The sequence below is a fragment of the Paenisporosarcina sp. P4_B8 genome, assembly GCF_056402175.1.
The window spans coordinates 12,157-27,091 of the sequence record NZ_JBFUHX010000005.1 but is presented as its reverse complement, the minus strand read 5'-3'; the positions used below and the strand labels follow the sequence as shown (position 1 = coordinate 27,091).

Genomic DNA, 14,935 nt, shown 5'->3' with positions numbered 1-14,935 from the left:
TTTAGCATATGTCTAACTACCGATTTGGCATCGATATAGATGGTACTGTCACATGCCCGACTTCTTTACTGCCCCATATCAATAAAGCTTTTGAATGTAACTTGGTACTGGATGATATTAAAGAATACGATTTAACGAAAGCTTTTCCTGTTACAACGGAAGATTTTTATAAATGGTTCAAGCAAGCAGAACCTGAAATTTATGCCTCATCCCCTATTCAAGTGGATGCACACGCAATATTAACTGAATGGAAGAAACAGCATGAGTTGTATTTCATATCGGCACGTGGTCACAATGTTCGTGACGTCACATTACAATGGTTTATCGAACAGAATCTTGAATATGATCACATTGAATTGATTGGGACACATGATAAGATTCAAACGGCAAGAAATTTTGAAATTGATGTGTTTTTTGAAGATAAACATGACAATGCAGTCGGCATCGCCGAAGAGTTGAACATTCCAGTGTTATTGTTCAATACGCCGTATAATCAGCAGCCTGTTCCAAATGGCGTGATTCGCGTGAATAACTGGCTTGAAGCAGACAGTTGGATCCAACATACATTTCTTAAACAAAAAGCGTGAGGCCTATGCCTCACGCTTTTTATATATAGTTTACTGACACTCCGGACATTTGCCGTAGATTTCGAACTTATGATTTTCAATCTGATAAGCCGGCAATGTTTCCTGTAGCAGATCCATTGGGCATATATGGATTTCCTTGATTTTGCTACAAGTCATGCAAATGAAATGATGATGGTGATGATCCGTTTCGCACTGCATTCTGAAATGGCGTTCACCTGATAGCTCGGTTTCTTCTAAAATTCCTAACTCCACAAAAGTACTTAAATTTCGATAGATTGTGTCATAGCTCATGCCAGGATAATCTTTCTTCATCACGTCCAACAAGTCACGGGCAGTCAAATATCGTTCATTGTCTTTAAACAAATTCAATATTTGTTCTCGCTTATCTGTTTTTTTATAACCATTTTCTTTTAATAGGTCCCATGCCTTCGTAATATTCATACGAGACGACCCCTTTCATTTTTCGTTACGACACCCAACCATATCTTTTTACCGATTAATACAAGCAGTAATATGGCGATGGATGTCACAACGATTGTTCCACCTGGTGCGATATTTAAATAAAATGCAATCACAAGACCAATAATCACTGCAGCTTCGCCAAACAAAACGGCATACAGGATAGCTTGTTTAAAACCTTTAGCAAGACGCATGCTTGCTGCAACAGGTAAGGTCATCAAAGATGATACAAGGAGAATTCCCACAATCCGCATACTCGCAGCAATGACGAGCGCTGTAACGACCATAAACAATAAGTGAACCCATTTCGCTGGAAGACCTGAAGCTTTTGCATATTCCTCGTCGAATGATAATAAAAATAATTCCTTATAAAACATCAACAAAAATACGACGACAATCACAGCAATGATCAGAACTATCCATAAATCTTGTCGACTAACCGCCGATACAGAGCCAAACAAATAACCGAATAAATCGGAACTAAATCCATTTGCCAATGAAATAAAAATGGCACTGAAACCGATACCGGCAGACATGATGATTGGAATTGCAAGTTCCTCATAGTGTTTATATAAACGACGTAATCTTTCAATCAATACAGAGCCTGTAACAGCTGCAACAATACCTAAATATAATGGGTTCAAAAGAGCGAAAAAGGCGGTGGTTTGAGATAAATACAAACTTCCTGCAATTCCTGCTAACGTTACGTGACTGAGAGCATCCGCAATAAGCGATAATCTTCTAACGACAATGAAAACACCAAGGAGTGGTGCAATCAACCCAATAATGATTCCTGAAGCAAAAGCATTTTGTAAAAATTCATAGTTAAATAGTGCTGATATCATCGAGTTCCCTCACTTTTCACATGGTGAATTTTACGAACTGAGTGACCATACCAGGCTTGACGGTCTTCGTCGCTTAATTGGTTGAAATCATTTTCTAATCCGTGGAAATGAATCGTCTGATTCAAACATGCCACGTGACTGATATTGCTTGAAACAGTATCGACATCATGAGTCACGAGAATGAGAGTTATTTGTTGTTCACGATTCAATTCCGCAAGCATATTATAAAATGATTGCACATGCTGATGATCTATCCCGACGGTTGGTTCGTCCAGTATCAGACATTTCGGTTCGGCAACTAGTGCACGCGCAATAAACACTCGTTGTTGCTGACCACCAGATAACTCCCCTATGGATTGGTTCATAAACTCCACCATCCCTACAGAATGTAGAGCATTTCCCACTCGTTGCTTTACGTCTTTTGGGTATTTTTTAAAGAGTCCCGATTTTTTTACGAGACCACTCGCAACCACTTCAAATACAGTAGCTGGAAAGCCTGTATTGAAAGCATTTGATTTTTGAGAGACATAGCCAATCCATTCTCTATTTTTAAAATCCTGGCTCTTCTGTCCAAATAACTCAACGGTCCCGGAGGTGGGCTTCAGCAATCCTAATATTATTTTTAACAATGTCGACTTCCCTGATCCGTTAGGTCCCAGTACTGCGAGGAAGTCCCCTTGCTTTACTTGTAGAGAAATGTTCTTCAATACAACAGTTTGATCATATTGAAATGACACATTTTGTATGTTGATATCTAATGGCGTTTTCATCTAGATCGCCTCTTTCTAATTCATAATCATTACGATTTACAATGCATTAGTATATCGAAGAAATGACAAGAAGTAAACTCTATTATCTTGAAAGGATGAAGTAATGGATATTTGGGAACTTGTTCAAGCAATAAAAGATAAACCGGATGATGAAATTGCAAAAATGACCAGTATTCTTCCCGTTACCCTGACCGTAGAAGAAGTGAAATTAGTTCGCCCTATCTTTGACAAAGCCTCACTTCAATGGTTATTGTTTGGGCCACCAGCACATGTTCATAAACAACTTCAAGGGATATTAGGCAAAACACGCACTAAAAAGCTTTTCACCCATTTTGGACTATAATCAATCGACAAAAAAGAGACTCTAGCAAATATATGCTTGAGTCTCTTTTGATTTAAGAACGTAAATTCTCAATGCTTTCTGGCATGAACGTCTGTTTTTTGAACATGTCAATTTCATATAGATAAGGTGCTTTTTTGTTTTTCGCATCTGATCCAACGAAAGGTGTTTCTAGAATTTTAGGAACTCCAGTAAGCTGGGGATGATGCACGATATAATTAAGTGCATCAAAACCAATTTCACCAAATCCTATATTTTCATGACGGTCTTTACCTGCACCACGGACATTTTTACTGTCATTAATATGAAGAACTTTCAAACGATCCAGTCCGATCAACTGATCAAACTGATTTAAGACACCATCAAAGTCTTCAACAATATCGTAACCTGCATCATGCGTATGGCAAGTATCAAAACAAACCGACATTCGTTCGTTATGTGTCACGCCATTTATGATTTGTGCAAGCTCTTCAAAAGATCGACCACATTCCGTACCTTTTCCTGCCATCGTTTCTAAAGCGATTTGCACAGGGAAATCTTGTGAAAGCACTTCATTTAGGCCTTCAATAATCTTTGCAATGCCGACATCTGCTCCTGCCCCAACATGTGCTCCAGGATGCAAGACGATTTGTTTGGCACCCAATGCGGCAGTTCGCTCAATTTCTTTTTGTAAAAACTCGACGCCGAGTGCAAACGTTTCTGGTTTCAACGAGTTCCCGATATTGATGATATATGGCGCATGAACCACAATGTTCGACATACCATTCGCCAACATATGTGCTTGTCCCGCTTCAATATTCAATTCTTCTATCGGTTTACGACGCGTATTTTGTGGTGCACCAGTATAAATCATAAAAGTGTCTGCCCCATAAGACGCAGCCTCTTCACTGGCTGAGACCAGCATGTTTTTTCCACTCATGGAAACATGTGAACCTAATAGCATAAAGAACACCCCTTACTTTTTGCGGTTTTTGATGCGGCGTTCTCTCTTCTTGATTTTGTCCATTTCCCATTTCATATTACGTTTGTATCCTGGTTTAACCTTTTTCGGTTTACGGACCATTGATTTTGCTTTCGCATCAATTTCATCTTCAGTTGTTTTTTTACGGTTTTTGCGTGTGTGGCGTTCTTTTAAAGGTGACCACTCACCATCAACTACATCCACATGAACAAAAGGAATTCCCATTTTTTCAATGCGGATAATCGCGTCTTCATCTGTCGGTTCATATAATGTAATAGCTGTGCCTTCCAAACCTGCACGAGCTGTACGTCCGACACGGTGAATGAAGAATTCCAAGTCTTCTGGCAGCTCATAGTTGATGACATGGCTGACACCTTGAATATCGATACCACGGGCAGCAAGATCTGTTGCAACGATGTATTGATACTCAAGTTCACGGACTTGTTTCATCATGCGTGTACGTTCACGTGGCGCTAAATCACCATGAATCCGTCCTACACGATAACCCGCTTCAGCTAAATAATTGGCTACGTCATCAGCATTTTTTYGAGTGTTGGCAAAAATAATAGCCAAGTAAGGATTAATCCCATTCAACACTTCAACTAAACGTTTCTTTTTCGATTTGCTTCGAACAGGAACCAGATTGAAGACAATTCCTTCTGCTACTGGTCGTTTTTCACCAATGTTGATGTGTACTGGAGACTCCATATATTTCTTCAAGAATGGTTGCAAGCGTTCAGGAATCGTCGCTGAGAATACGAACATTTCAAGTGAATCTGGCATTTTTCCTGCAAATGCATCGATATCTTCGATAAAGCCCATGTCAAAAGCGAGGTCTGCTTCATCTACTACTAATATCGGTGCTGTATGAACAAGCAAAGCATTCTCTTTGACTAAGTCACGAATACGACCTGGTGTCCCAACCACAATATGTGGTTGTGATTTTAACTTGTCAATCGAACGTTGTTTATCAGTTCCACCGATAAACAATTTTGATTGAATGTCTGTACCTTCAGTCAGTTTGCTTAGTTCTTCGAAAATCTGGGAAGCAAGTTCACGTGTTGGGGAAGTTATGATAGCTTGTAATTCTGTTTTGTCAGTGAGGATTCGCTCAACAATCGGAATTAAAAAACTATGCGTTTTCCCTGTACCCGTATGTGCTTGGCCAATCGCACTTTTTCCTTTAAGAATTAGAGGTATCATTTCTTTTTGAATAGGGGTTGGTTCTGTAAAGCCTAATTTACTAATGGCATTTTGTAAAAAAGGTTGAAAATCATAATCTGTATATTTGGACATTTTTGCCCCTCCTTACGTTCTTCCATTGTATCATGTTTTGATTATTTTGAAGACCATCAGCTTATCATAGTTGTAGTGTGCCCTCTGCGTCAATTAACTATTTATTTAGAAAGGAGGATTTTATGCGTTATCAATCTTTTTATCCATTCGCACAATCACAAATGCCGAATGTTTCACCGAGGCACTCGATGCCGCAAAGCTTTTCTGGTGGAAGTCCAACCCAAATGCCTTATGGTGGTCTAGGGAATGCCTTTGGTAATGATAATCCACCCCAAATGCCTTTTGGTGGTTTAGGGAATGCATTTGGTAATGATAATCCACCCCAAGCGCCTTTTGGTGGTTTAGGAAATGCCTTTGGTAATAGTAATGCTAATCCATCCCAAACGCCTTTTGGTGGTTTAAGGAATGCCTTAGGAAATGGTGGATTACCACAAGGAACCAACCGTGTTGAGCAGTTCATGGAAACCGCTGACCGTTTCTTGAACACCGCTCAGAAACTGACACCTATGGTCCAACAAGTTGCACCTATGGTCCAGAACATACCGGCATTATGGAGAATGTACAGAGGTTTTCAAAATATGCCTGACGCCACGGCCACTGCCAGCGCTGTCCGTAATGTTGCATCCGTTGCTCCCCGCGTTGGTGGAATTTCACAACCACGTATTTTCCAGCCACCCTTTTGATTTTTGAATTCACCGCTCCTCTCAGTTATAATAAAAATTAACAACTTCTGAGAGGAGTGCTACATATGCAAGTACTCAAAATTTCCCCACGTGGTTATTGTTATGGCGTCGTGGATGCAATGGTAATCGCTCGTAATGCAGCGATGGATACATCCCTTCCACGCCCGATTTATATATTAGGTATGATTGTTCACAACAAACACGTTACCGATGCCTTTGAAAATGACGGGATCATTACGCTGGATGGAGAGAATCGTAAAGAAATTCTGGAAAAAGTCGATGGCGGCACAGTCATCTTCACTGCCCACGGAGTTTCACCTGAAGTCCGTGAATTAGCCAGACAAAAAGGATTGGTGTCAATTGATGCCACTTGTCCTGACGTGACGGTTACTCACGATTTGATTCGTGAAAAGACAGCTGAAGGATATCAAGTCATTTACATCGGCAAAAAAGGACATCCAGAACCTGAAGGAGCAGTAGGTGTTGCACCAGATGCTGTTCATCTTGTACAGACGGTCGAAGATGTTGAACAACTGAACATTCAGGCAGAAAAATTGATTGTGACAAACCAAACGACGATGAGCCAATGGGATGTTGCTGCCTTAATGGAAAAATTATCACTTAAATATCCTCATATCGAAGTGCACAAAGAGATATGCCTGGCTACTCAAGTTCGACAAGAAGCCGTCGCCGATCAAGCCGGTGCTGCCCAATTGTTAATTGTTGTCGGAGATCCGATGAGTAATAATTCAAATCGACTTACCCAGGTATCCGAAGAAATTGCCAACACCCCTTCTTACAGGATATCCGACTTATCTGAGCTTAAACTTGAATGGTTAGAAGGAATTGAGCGCATTGCCGTTACAGCGGGTGCTTCTACACCGACACCTATCGTAAAAGAAGTTGTCCAATTTTTGGAGAAGTATGACCCACTAGATCCACAAACTCATCGTTTGGATCGTACGGTTACAATTGATAAGATTTTACCTAAAATCAAAACTCCTAAGCCGGTTGACCGGATTGAACCCTATACACTTACTTAATAAAAAAGCTATCCAGCAATGGATAGCTTTTTTCATAGGATTCGGAAGGGCTCAGTGGAAATTTCCGATGCAATAAATGTACAGTCGAATTTTTTCTCTTTACACATGCCATTCATTTTTTCGGAAACACCTTTTTTCATAATGGATTCAACATGATGTCCTGGATCAATTACATTTAAGCCGAGTGCTTGTGCATCCTGTGCAACATGGAAATATAAATCCCCCGTTACAAGGACATCAGCTCCTGCCCGTTTTGCTTTTTGGATGTACTTATTGCCGTCCCCACCCAAAACAGCCACTTTACGGATGTTTGCCGAAGAATCGCCTACAACACGCACAAAAGGAACAGACAGTCGATTTTTGACTTGTTGAGCAAACTCATCAAGAGTCATTTCTCGTTCAAGCTCTCCAATGCGCCCAATTCCTTGCTGCTGTGTTTTTGAATCAAGTGTCCATATATCAAAAGCCACTTCTTCATATGGATGATTTGTATACATGGCTCTTAGGATTTTTGATTTTTGGGAAGCAGGGAAAATTACTTCCACTTTATCCTCTTCTACTTCTTCCAGGTGATTCTTAGTGCCGATAAAGGGATTTGATCCATCTATAGGCTGGAATCTCCCCTTTCCGGTGGATGAAAAACTACAGCTATCGTAATTGCCGATTTGCCCTGCTCCAGCAGATGCGAGCGATTTACGTAAATCTTCTGAAGATGAGGTCGGTACAAACACGGCTAACTTCATCATCGGTTCCGCATATGTTTCTTCCAGAATGTTGATTTGTTTTAATCCGAGTGCTTCGGCCAACAAATCATTCACCCCACCCGGTGCCACATCCAGATTGGTATGGGCAGCATAAACAGCGATGTCATGTTTGATGCAAAGTGCAAACATTTCACCTGATGGCGAATCGGTACGGAGATTTTTTAATGGACGGAAAATAGGTGGATGATGTGCGAGAATCATCTGGCATTTTTGGTCGATTGCTTCCTGTACAACTTCAAGTGTAACATCGAGTGTAACCAATACATTTTTAATAGGTAGATTCAATTTACCGATCTGTAAACCGATGGGGTCATCTTCTAATGCAAAGAATTTAGGCGACCAGGACTCAAATAATTGAATGATTTCGTGTCCATTCGCAGTTTTCATGCACTGAGAGCCTCCTTTACAATCTTCAATTTTTCTTCGATTTCTTCTTTTTTCATCTGTACATCTTTTGATAATTCAGCTACGCGAATCGCTTCTAATATGCGTGCCCATTCAGCTGATTCTTTCTCCCATTTTTTACGGAAGGCATCATTACGATCCTCCATTAAAAACGGACCAAGGAGCAACTGTGCTGCTGTTAAAGACATCTTTCCTCTTTCCAACACCAGAATTTCGTAAATCTTGTCGTCTTCCTGCAAAATTTCTTCTGCAACCAGCTTCCATTCATTTAATATTGCCCATTCTCGAATTGCTTTCGCATGAATATTCGGTTGCAAAATGAGTCTGTCTACTGTTATCAGTCTGTCGATATCTTGGTCTAATATGGAGGCAATCAATGGTCCACCCATTCCAGCTATTGTCACTGTATCAACAGAATCTTCTTTTTCTATTGCTTGCAGTCCGTTTGCAAACCGAACCGTAATTTGTTCCTGCAATTGTTCAGCACGAACCTGATTACGTGCCGATTCATACGGTCCTTTTGCCACTTCCCCTGCTATTGCTTTTTCTGCAATCTGCTGATGAACAAGATAACATGGTAAATAAGCATGGTCACTTCCGATATCTGCCACAATTGAACCTTTTTCAACAAATGAAGCGACACGTGTTAATCGCTCTGAGAGACGTTGTGCGTTCAACGAAATCCTCTCCTTTCTTCTATAAACAAGATTGTACCATAGACATGAAAAAACGGGTTCCCGAATGTAATGGGAAGACCGTTGAAAATGATTTTTTCGTCTATTCGCGGTTTCAGAGGTCCTTTTCGCGGTATTTTGAATTTCACACTTTCTATTCGTGCACTTATGTATTCTATTCACGAAGCATGACAAATCTAGTGCATGAAAAAACCCTTATCCATTTCGGATAAGGGTTTCAGCTTATTTTAGACTTAAAATGTAATCAGCCATTTGTGCTGCTTGATCTTCAGGTAGTAAACCAGCAGGCATGCCGGATCCTTTACCATTTACGATAGTTTTAGTAATTTCTTCTTTAGATAAAGAAGTACCAGCTAAAGCAGGACCTACTGAACCTTTAAGATCTCCTCCGTGACAAGAAATACATTTTCCTTTCGCCACTTCTGGATCGAACTCTGCAGTTTCAGCTTTTCCGCCTTCTGCGCCACCTTCATGTTCAGCAGCGATTTCTTCTTTTTTATCAACACCTTGAATTGATAAGAAGAAAATAAGACCGATACCAAATGCCATAATTAAAATGAAAGGAACTATTGGATTTTTTTGCATCATGTAACCTCCTTTTTCGTTCGTTCTTTTTCTAAAATAGAATCAGTCAACAGTGTTATTGTACTGCATTCCATCAAAAACGAAAAGTCTTATCTCGGAAGTTTTCACGGATTGTGATAAATTCGACAATTTAGCGAAATTTAACAGCCGATTAAACGAGCAATTACCATTCTTTGCACTTCTGAAGTACCTTCGCCAATTTCGCATAATTTAGCGTCGCGCATATAACGCTCAACTTCATATTCTTTCATATAGCCATACCCACCATGAATTTGAACGGCTTGGTCCGCAATTTGCATAGCAATTTCTGAAGCATATAATTTACACATTGATGCTTCTTTTGAGAATGGACGACCTTGATCTTTAAGCCACGCAGCTTTATAGACCATCGTACGAGCCAATTCGATTTTCATGGCCATATCCGCCAATTTGAATTGAGTGATTTGGAAATCGGACAATGGTTTGCCGAATTGTTTGCGTTCTTTAGAATAACGAAGCGCACGGTCGAATGCTGCCTGAGCAATCCCTACCGCCATTGCGCCAATACCGATACGACCGCCATCGAGTGTCACTAAAAACTGGCGGAATCCTTCGCCGCGTTTGCCTAATAGATTTTCTTTCGGTACTCTCACATTCTCTAAAACTAGTTCTGTAGTATTGGAAGCATTCAAGCCCATTTTTTCGTAGTTATCAATCACTGTGAATCCTTCAGCATCAGTTGGCACAATAATCGCACTGATTTCCTTCTTACCATCTACTTCTCCGGTAATCGCTGTGATTGCCAAATGTTTCGCATAACTTGCGTTCGTAATGTATACTTTGCTGCCATTAATGACGAAATCGTCACCATCTTCAACTGCACGTGTTTGTGTACCTCCTGCATCTGAGCCTGCATTCGGTTCAGTTAACCCGAAAGCTCCAAAAGATTCACCTGTGCAGATCGGCGTTAAATATTTATGTTTTTGTTCTTCTGTTCCAAACAAATTAAGCGGAGCCCCACCTAAAGAAATATGCGCTGAATACGTAATACCGGTAGATGCACATGCTCTGCTAAGTTCTTCAGTAACAATAGCAAAACTGATTGTATCTGCACCAGCCCCACCATATTCTTCTGAAAACGGTAAACCCATCATCCCCATGTCGGCTAACTGTTTAAAAATTTCTTTTGGAAAAGCTTTCGTCCGATCACGTTCTATCGCACCTGGTGATACAACTTTATCCGCAAACTCTTTCATTGTCTTGCGAATCATCTGATGTTCTTGCGATAAATCAAAATTCACTACATTCAACCCCTTTTAATTTTAAAACGCTTTCATTTTTCATTATATATGAAATATTCTAACATTCACAACTATTATTCTTCTATTAAAAAAGAGAACAAAAAAAGATGCTCACCGGTGTGAGCATCTTTGAACAATCTATTCTAAAAAGTCTTTCAGTCGTTTACTTCTTGAAGGGTGGCGCAATTTGCGTAAAGCTTTTGCTTCGATTTGACGAATACGTTCACGCGTAACACCAAATACTTTCCCTACCTCTTCTAAAGTGCGTGTACGTCCATCATCAAGACCAAAACGCAAACGCAATACATTTTCTTCTCGGTCAGTTAAAGTATCTAAAACGTCCTCTAACTGCTCTTTTAACAACTCATAAGCTGCATGGTCAGATGGAGATTGTGCATCCGAGTCTTCAATGAAGTCTCCTAAGTGCGAATCATCCTCTTCCCCGATAGGTGTTTCAAGTGAAACCGGCTCTTGAGCAATCTTTAAAATTTCACGCACTTTTTCAGCTGGCAATTCCATTTCTTCCCCTATTTCTTCTGGAGAAGGCTCGCGACCTAGGTCTTGAAGCAACTGTCGCTGAACGCGGATTAATTTGTTGATGGTCTCAACCATATGGACAGGGATACGAATCGTACGAGCTTGGTCAGCAATAGCACGTGTAATCGCTTGTCGAATCCACCAAGTTGCGTACGTACTGAATTTGAATCCTTTACGGAAATCAAATTTTTCCACCGCTTTGATTAGACCCATATTACCTTCCTGAATTAAATCCAGGAACAGCATGCCACGGCCAACGTAACGCTTGGCAATACTTACAACCAGTCGTAAGTTCGCTTCTGCTAAACGTTTTTTCGCTTCTTCATCGCCTGCTTCAATACGTTTAGCCAAGGCAATTTCTTCATCTGCAGAAAGTAAGTCAACACGACCGATTTCTTTTAAGTACATTCGCACTGGGTCATTGATTTTAACACCAGGTGGTACACTTAAATCGTTTAAATCGAATGTTTCCTCTTCTTGCCCTTTTTTCATTAATTTTTCTAAGTCTTCTTCATCGCCGTCTTTACGACCAAGCTCCACACCTTGTGCTTCTAGCTGTTCAATAAATTCTTCGATTTGATCTGATTCTAATTCAAATACGGATAATTTTTCAGCTATGTCAGCAAAAGTCAGCTCCCCCGATTTTTTACCCAGTTCGAGTAGAGATTTTTTTGCTTCTTCTAATGTGACCTCAGTTTCTACCTCTTTTGAACGCTCAGACTTGTCCGCCATAAGTCTTCCTCCTTTAAAAACCAATCAATTTACATCGTTGATAACGATTTTTTCAAATCGATCATTTGTTTTGCTAGCTCTAAAGCACGTGTCATATCCTGAAGTTTTTCTGCTTCTTTGGACTCGTGCATTTTCGTTTGAATTTGAAGCTCGATTCGATGTTTATTTATTTGTCGTAAGCAGTCGGAGACTTCTTCACTTGCATGTTCCGGGTCTCGTTCTGTTAACGTTGCTTCCATGACCAGCTTTCGTAGTTCTGTGTCTTCTAGAATTTCTAGAAAACGATGTGTATCAGCTTGAGGATATGTGTCGTAGAAACCTATGAGACGAACAAATATCGCTTCATAAGGATCGTGGATGAATACGTGTAGGCCATGATCTTGGTGTAAACGATCGACAATATCAACTTGATGTAACATATGAGCGAGCAACAATTTTTCAGCCCGATCAATTGCCTGTATACGCTTACGACTTACCGGAGCGTTTTGGGCAACAGGAGGAGCCTGTTGTCTCGAGTTCTGTTTAATATCTTTCCCTTCAATCTTTCGAAATTGCTGATAAATCGCATCTTCCGAAATATTGGTTTCTTTGGCTAATTGCCGAATATATAAATCGCGTTCAACTGGTGAAGAATTTCCGACAAAGTGTTCGAGAACTTCTTGCACGTATTGTAACGTGTCATTTTCAAATTGAAAGTTTTTATTACGTCTTGCAACCATCATCATAAAAGCCAAATAAGCATGGGGTCGTTCAATTATTTGTTTTTCGAATGCCTCTGCTCCATTTTTTTGAACAAAGTCATCCGGGTCCATTTGATCTGGCAGGATGGCTATTTCCGTTTTCACTTTATCCTGCATTAATAGCTGTGCAGCACGTTTTGCAGCTTCTAGCCCTGCAGCGTCCCCATCGTAACAAAGTGTCACAGAATCAGTTAGACGTTTCAGTTTATTAACATGTTCCTTTGTAAGCGAAGTACCCATAGTAGCAACAGTATTCATGATACCCGCTTTTGCCGCTGCTATTACATCCATAAAACCTTCCATGACAATCACTTTATGCTTTTTACGGATTATAGGGCGCGCAACATCCAAATTATACAAAACTTTGCTTTTTTGAAATATCGGGGACTCAGGACTGTTCATGTACTTCGCATCCTGCGACTCCGTAGTTAACACACGTCCAGAAAATGCTATGACATGTCCCGCTTCATCACGAACCGGAAACATGATTCGTTCTCTAAATCGATCGAAGTATTCATTTTTATTTTCTTTTTGAATGAGCAGACCACTTTGTGCCATTTCGGCCGGATTGAATCCTTTACGTTCAAGCAACGTGGTTAAGGCATCCCAATTAGGTAGTGACCACCCAATTCTATATTGTTCAATAAGCTCTCTTGAAAATCCTCTTTCTTCTAAATAATGAAGGGCCTTTTCTCCTTCTTCCGTATTTAGAAGCAAGTGATGGTAGTAATTCATAGCAAACGTGTGCGCTTCTTTCATTCGTGTTTCTTCTTTGGATACCGTTTTGGCTTCGCCATTCTGAGGTTCAATGTCCAGGTCGATACCTATACGTGATCCTAATTTGCTAACTGCTTCCTGAAAAGAAAGATTGTCGATATCCATTACGAAGGTAATGGCATTTCCTCCGGCACCACATCCAAAACAATGAAAGATTTGTTTATCTTGTGAAACTGAGAATGAAGGTGTTTGTTCTCCATGAAAAGGACAAAGACCAAACCAGTTGCGTCCACGTTTTGTTAATTGAACGTATTCGCTAATAACATCAACAACATCATTACTCGTGCGAATCTGTTCAATTGTTTCTTCCGGAATTCGTTGCACGTTGTCATCACCATCTTTATAGGCTATATATTGAATTCGAGATAATCGATGAAAATCCTGCAAGTTTCGACAAAATAATAAAAAAAATACATATTACCCCCTTTGTAGAAGTAATAATGTTTTTTTTATAGCGATTTTCAAAAATCAAAATTATTGAAATCTTGACAAAACTTACGAAATGACAACCCTTATTAAATATTTTTACCACAATTTTTTATTATAAAACGTTTTTCTTGAAAAATCTACAAAATAATTATTATTTCAAAAGAAAAAACCTTCCCTCATAGGGATGGTTTTCACCTTACTGGATTTTGTTTAAGATGACATTTGCTGTTTCTTCGACTGCACGATTCGTCACATCAATCACATGACATCCAATTCGGGAAACTACTTTTTCAAAATGGACGATTTCTTGTTTAATGCGTTCCAATTTTGCATAGCTTGCATCATCATTAAGTCCTAAAGCAATCAATCGTTCTTTCCGGATTGAATTTAACTTCTCTGGAGAAATGACAAGTCCGAAACATTTTTCCGGGTCAACTTTGAATAACTCTTCCGGAGGCTCTACTTCAGGCACTAATGGAACATTTGCGACTTTATATCGTTTGTGTGCTAAATACTGAGATAAAGGGGTCTTGGAAGTGCGGGAAACGCCGACGAGGACGATGTCAGCCAATAGTAAACCACGTGGATCCCGTCCATCATCGTATTTTACAGCAAACTCAATTGCTTCAATTTTTTTGAAATAATCGTCATCCAATTTCCGCACTAACCCTGGTTCTTCAAAAGGAATTTCATTCAATTCAAGTTCAAGTGTATCCATCAGTGGACCCATTAAATCGATGGATCTTACACTTTGTTTTGCACATTCCATTTGCAAAGTTGAGCGCATCTTTTTTCGGACAAGCGTATATAAAATAATCGCTTGCTGCAGTTTTGCAAGATTTACAATTTCTTTCACATGATCGAGTGTTTCGATATGAGGGAATCGTTTTAAGGACGTATCCTGTAAACCAGGTCTAAACTGACTTACCGCTGCTTTCGCAACTAATTCTCCTGTTTCGCCCACTGAATCCGAAACAATAAATATTTGCAGTTTTTTCATGGTTTCC

Annotated in this window: 16 protein-coding genes; 4 read left to right on the top strand and 12 right to left on the bottom strand. The window is 39.9% G+C overall.

Annotation, left to right across the window (positions count from 1 at the left end; translation table 11 throughout):
- Positions 1 to 8 precede the first annotated feature (8 nt).
- Entirely contained in the window at positions 9 to 587 is a 579-nt protein-coding gene (locus tag AC1DSK_RS06465) for a hypothetical protein (RefSeq protein ID WP_477547206.1), read from the top strand.
- A 30-nt stretch (positions 588 to 617) separates the two neighbouring features.
- Here the strand turns inward: AC1DSK_RS06465 and AC1DSK_RS06460 are convergent, their stop codons facing one another.
- From AC1DSK_RS06460 to AC1DSK_RS06450, 3 genes are read right to left on the bottom strand one after another with little or no spacing between them, the layout of a single operon-like run.
- Complete coding sequence (locus AC1DSK_RS06460) at positions 618 to 1,028, bottom strand: Fur family transcriptional regulator (protein WP_477547205.1); 411 nt, start codon at positions 1,026 to 1,028, stop codon at positions 618 to 620.
- Complete coding sequence (locus tag AC1DSK_RS06455) at positions 1,025 to 1,891, bottom strand: metal ABC transporter permease (protein WP_477547204.1); 867 nt, start codon at positions 1,889 to 1,891, stop codon at positions 1,025 to 1,027. The genes AC1DSK_RS06460 and AC1DSK_RS06455 overlap by 4 nt, the downstream gene beginning before the upstream one ends.
- Positions 1,888 to 2,661 carry a metal ABC transporter ATP-binding protein gene (locus tag AC1DSK_RS06450; RefSeq protein WP_477547203.1) on the bottom strand — a complete coding sequence of 258 codons (774 nt, stop codon included), beginning with the start codon at positions 2,659 to 2,661 and terminating at the stop codon, positions 1,888 to 1,890. Before AC1DSK_RS06450 ends, AC1DSK_RS06455 begins: the two co-directional genes overlap by 4 nt.
- Positions 2,662 to 2,764: 103 nt before the next feature.
- Here AC1DSK_RS06450 and AC1DSK_RS06445 point away from each other — a divergent pair, with 103 nt between their 5' ends.
- Positions 2,765 to 3,004 carry a hypothetical protein gene (locus AC1DSK_RS06445; RefSeq protein ID WP_016426916.1) on the top strand — a complete coding sequence of 80 codons (240 nt, stop codon included), beginning with the start codon at positions 2,765 to 2,767 and terminating at the stop codon, positions 3,002 to 3,004.
- 52 nt (positions 3,005 to 3,056) lie between these two features.
- Here the strand turns inward: AC1DSK_RS06445 and AC1DSK_RS06440 are convergent, their stop codons facing one another.
- Entirely contained in the window at positions 3,057 to 3,944 is an 888-nt protein-coding gene (locus tag AC1DSK_RS06440; RefSeq protein ID WP_477547202.1) for a deoxyribonuclease IV, read from the bottom strand.
- Between the two features lie 12 nt (positions 3,945 to 3,956).
- Positions 3,957 to 5,258: a DEAD/DEAH box helicase gene (locus tag AC1DSK_RS06435; RefSeq protein ID WP_477598110.1), complete on the bottom strand. Its 1,302-nt coding sequence runs from the start codon at positions 5,256 to 5,258 to the stop codon at positions 3,957 to 3,959.
- A gap of 122 nt (positions 5,259 to 5,380) precedes the next feature.
- Between AC1DSK_RS06435 and vrrA the strand changes: the two genes are divergently transcribed.
- Both vrrA and AC1DSK_RS06425 read left to right on the top strand, forming a co-directional pair.
- Positions 5,381 to 5,941, top strand: a complete 561-nt coding sequence (gene vrrA, locus AC1DSK_RS06430) for a VrrA/YqfQ family protein (RefSeq protein ID WP_477547201.1) — start codon at positions 5,381 to 5,383, stop codon at positions 5,939 to 5,941.
- Between the two features lie 65 nt (positions 5,942 to 6,006).
- Positions 6,007 to 6,984, top strand: coding sequence for a 4-hydroxy-3-methylbut-2-enyl diphosphate reductase (locus tag AC1DSK_RS06425; RefSeq protein ID WP_477547200.1), 978 nt, complete (start codon positions 6,007 to 6,009; stop codon positions 6,982 to 6,984).
- A 32-nt stretch (positions 6,985 to 7,016) separates the two neighbouring features.
- Here AC1DSK_RS06425 and AC1DSK_RS06420 read toward each other — a convergent pair whose 3' ends face one another.
- The 7 genes from AC1DSK_RS06420 to AC1DSK_RS06390 form a co-directional block, all read right to left on the bottom strand.
- Positions 7,017 to 8,135 (bottom strand): Nif3-like dinuclear metal center hexameric protein, encoded by a 1,119-nt coding sequence (locus tag AC1DSK_RS06420; RefSeq protein WP_477547199.1) that lies wholly within the window; start codon positions 8,133 to 8,135, stop codon positions 7,017 to 7,019.
- A complete protein-coding gene (locus AC1DSK_RS06415) occupies positions 8,132 to 8,830 on the bottom strand; it encodes a tRNA (adenine(22)-N(1))-methyltransferase (protein ID WP_477547198.1) in 699 nt (232 codons plus the stop codon). The genes AC1DSK_RS06420 and AC1DSK_RS06415 overlap by 4 nt, the downstream gene beginning before the upstream one ends.
- A gap of 240 nt (positions 8,831 to 9,070) precedes the next feature.
- Positions 9,071 to 9,433 carry a cytochrome c550 gene (gene cccA / locus AC1DSK_RS06410; protein WP_477547197.1) on the bottom strand — a complete coding sequence of 121 codons (363 nt, stop codon included), beginning with the start codon at positions 9,431 to 9,433 and terminating at the stop codon, positions 9,071 to 9,073.
- Between the two features lie 140 nt (positions 9,434 to 9,573).
- Positions 9,574 to 10,713, bottom strand: coding sequence for an acyl-CoA dehydrogenase (locus AC1DSK_RS06405; protein WP_477547196.1), 1,140 nt, complete (start codon positions 10,711 to 10,713; stop codon positions 9,574 to 9,576).
- Between the two features lie 138 nt (positions 10,714 to 10,851).
- The gene (rpoD, locus tag AC1DSK_RS06400) at positions 10,852 to 11,982 is read right to left on the bottom strand and encodes an RNA polymerase sigma factor RpoD (protein ID WP_016426907.1); all 1,131 of its coding nucleotides are present in this window, start codon (positions 11,980 to 11,982) and stop codon (positions 10,852 to 10,854) included.
- A gap of 29 nt (positions 11,983 to 12,011) precedes the next feature.
- Positions 12,012 to 13,823, bottom strand: coding sequence for a DNA primase (gene dnaG, locus AC1DSK_RS06395; protein WP_477547305.1), 1,812 nt, complete (start codon positions 13,821 to 13,823; stop codon positions 12,012 to 12,014).
- Between the two features lie 301 nt (positions 13,824 to 14,124).
- Entirely contained in the window at positions 14,125 to 14,928 is an 804-nt protein-coding gene (locus AC1DSK_RS06390) for a pyruvate, water dikinase regulatory protein (RefSeq protein WP_477547195.1), read from the bottom strand.
- Between the last annotated feature and the right edge of the window lie 7 nt (positions 14,929 to 14,935).

What these genes read in the sequence shown, in the direction of transcription:
- AC1DSK_RS06420 (WP_477547199.1), bottom strand. Translation starts at nt 8,135, where the DNA reads ATGAAAACTGCGAATGGACACGAAATCATTCAATTATTTGAGTCCTGG.
- vrrA (WP_477547201.1), top strand. Translation starts at nt 5,381, where the DNA reads ATGCGTTATCAATCTTTTTATCCATTCGCACAATCACAAATGCCGAAT.
- rpoD (WP_016426907.1), bottom strand. Translation starts at nt 11,982, where the DNA reads ATGGCGGACAAGTCTGAGCGTTCAAAAGAGGTAGAAACTGAGGTCACA.
- AC1DSK_RS06390 (WP_477547195.1), bottom strand. Translation starts at nt 14,928, where the DNA reads ATGAAAAAACTGCAAATATTTATTGTTTCGGATTCAGTGGGCGAAACA.
- AC1DSK_RS06425 (WP_477547200.1), top strand. Translation starts at nt 6,007, where the DNA reads ATGCAAGTACTCAAAATTTCCCCACGTGGTTATTGTTATGGCGTCGTG.
- AC1DSK_RS06460 (WP_477547205.1), bottom strand. Translation starts at nt 1,028, where the DNA reads ATGAATATTACGAAGGCATGGGACCTATTAAAAGAAAATGGTTATAAA.
- AC1DSK_RS06455 (WP_477547204.1), bottom strand. Translation starts at nt 1,891, where the DNA reads ATGATATCAGCACTATTTAACTATGAATTTTTACAAAATGCTTTTGCT.
- cccA (WP_477547197.1), bottom strand. Translation starts at nt 9,433, where the DNA reads ATGCAAAAAAATCCAATAGTTCCTTTCATTTTAATTATGGCATTTGGT.
- AC1DSK_RS06440 (WP_477547202.1), bottom strand. Translation starts at nt 3,944, where the DNA reads ATGCTATTAGGTTCACATGTTTCCATGAGTGGAAAAAACATGCTGGTC.
- AC1DSK_RS06450 (WP_477547203.1), bottom strand. Translation starts at nt 2,661, where the DNA reads ATGAAAACGCCATTAGATATCAACATACAAAATGTGTCATTTCAATAT.
- AC1DSK_RS06465 (WP_477547206.1), top strand. Translation starts at nt 9, where the DNA reads ATGTCTAACTACCGATTTGGCATCGATATAGATGGTACTGTCACATGC.
- AC1DSK_RS06445 (WP_016426916.1), top strand. Translation starts at nt 2,765, where the DNA reads ATGGATATTTGGGAACTTGTTCAAGCAATAAAAGATAAACCGGATGAT.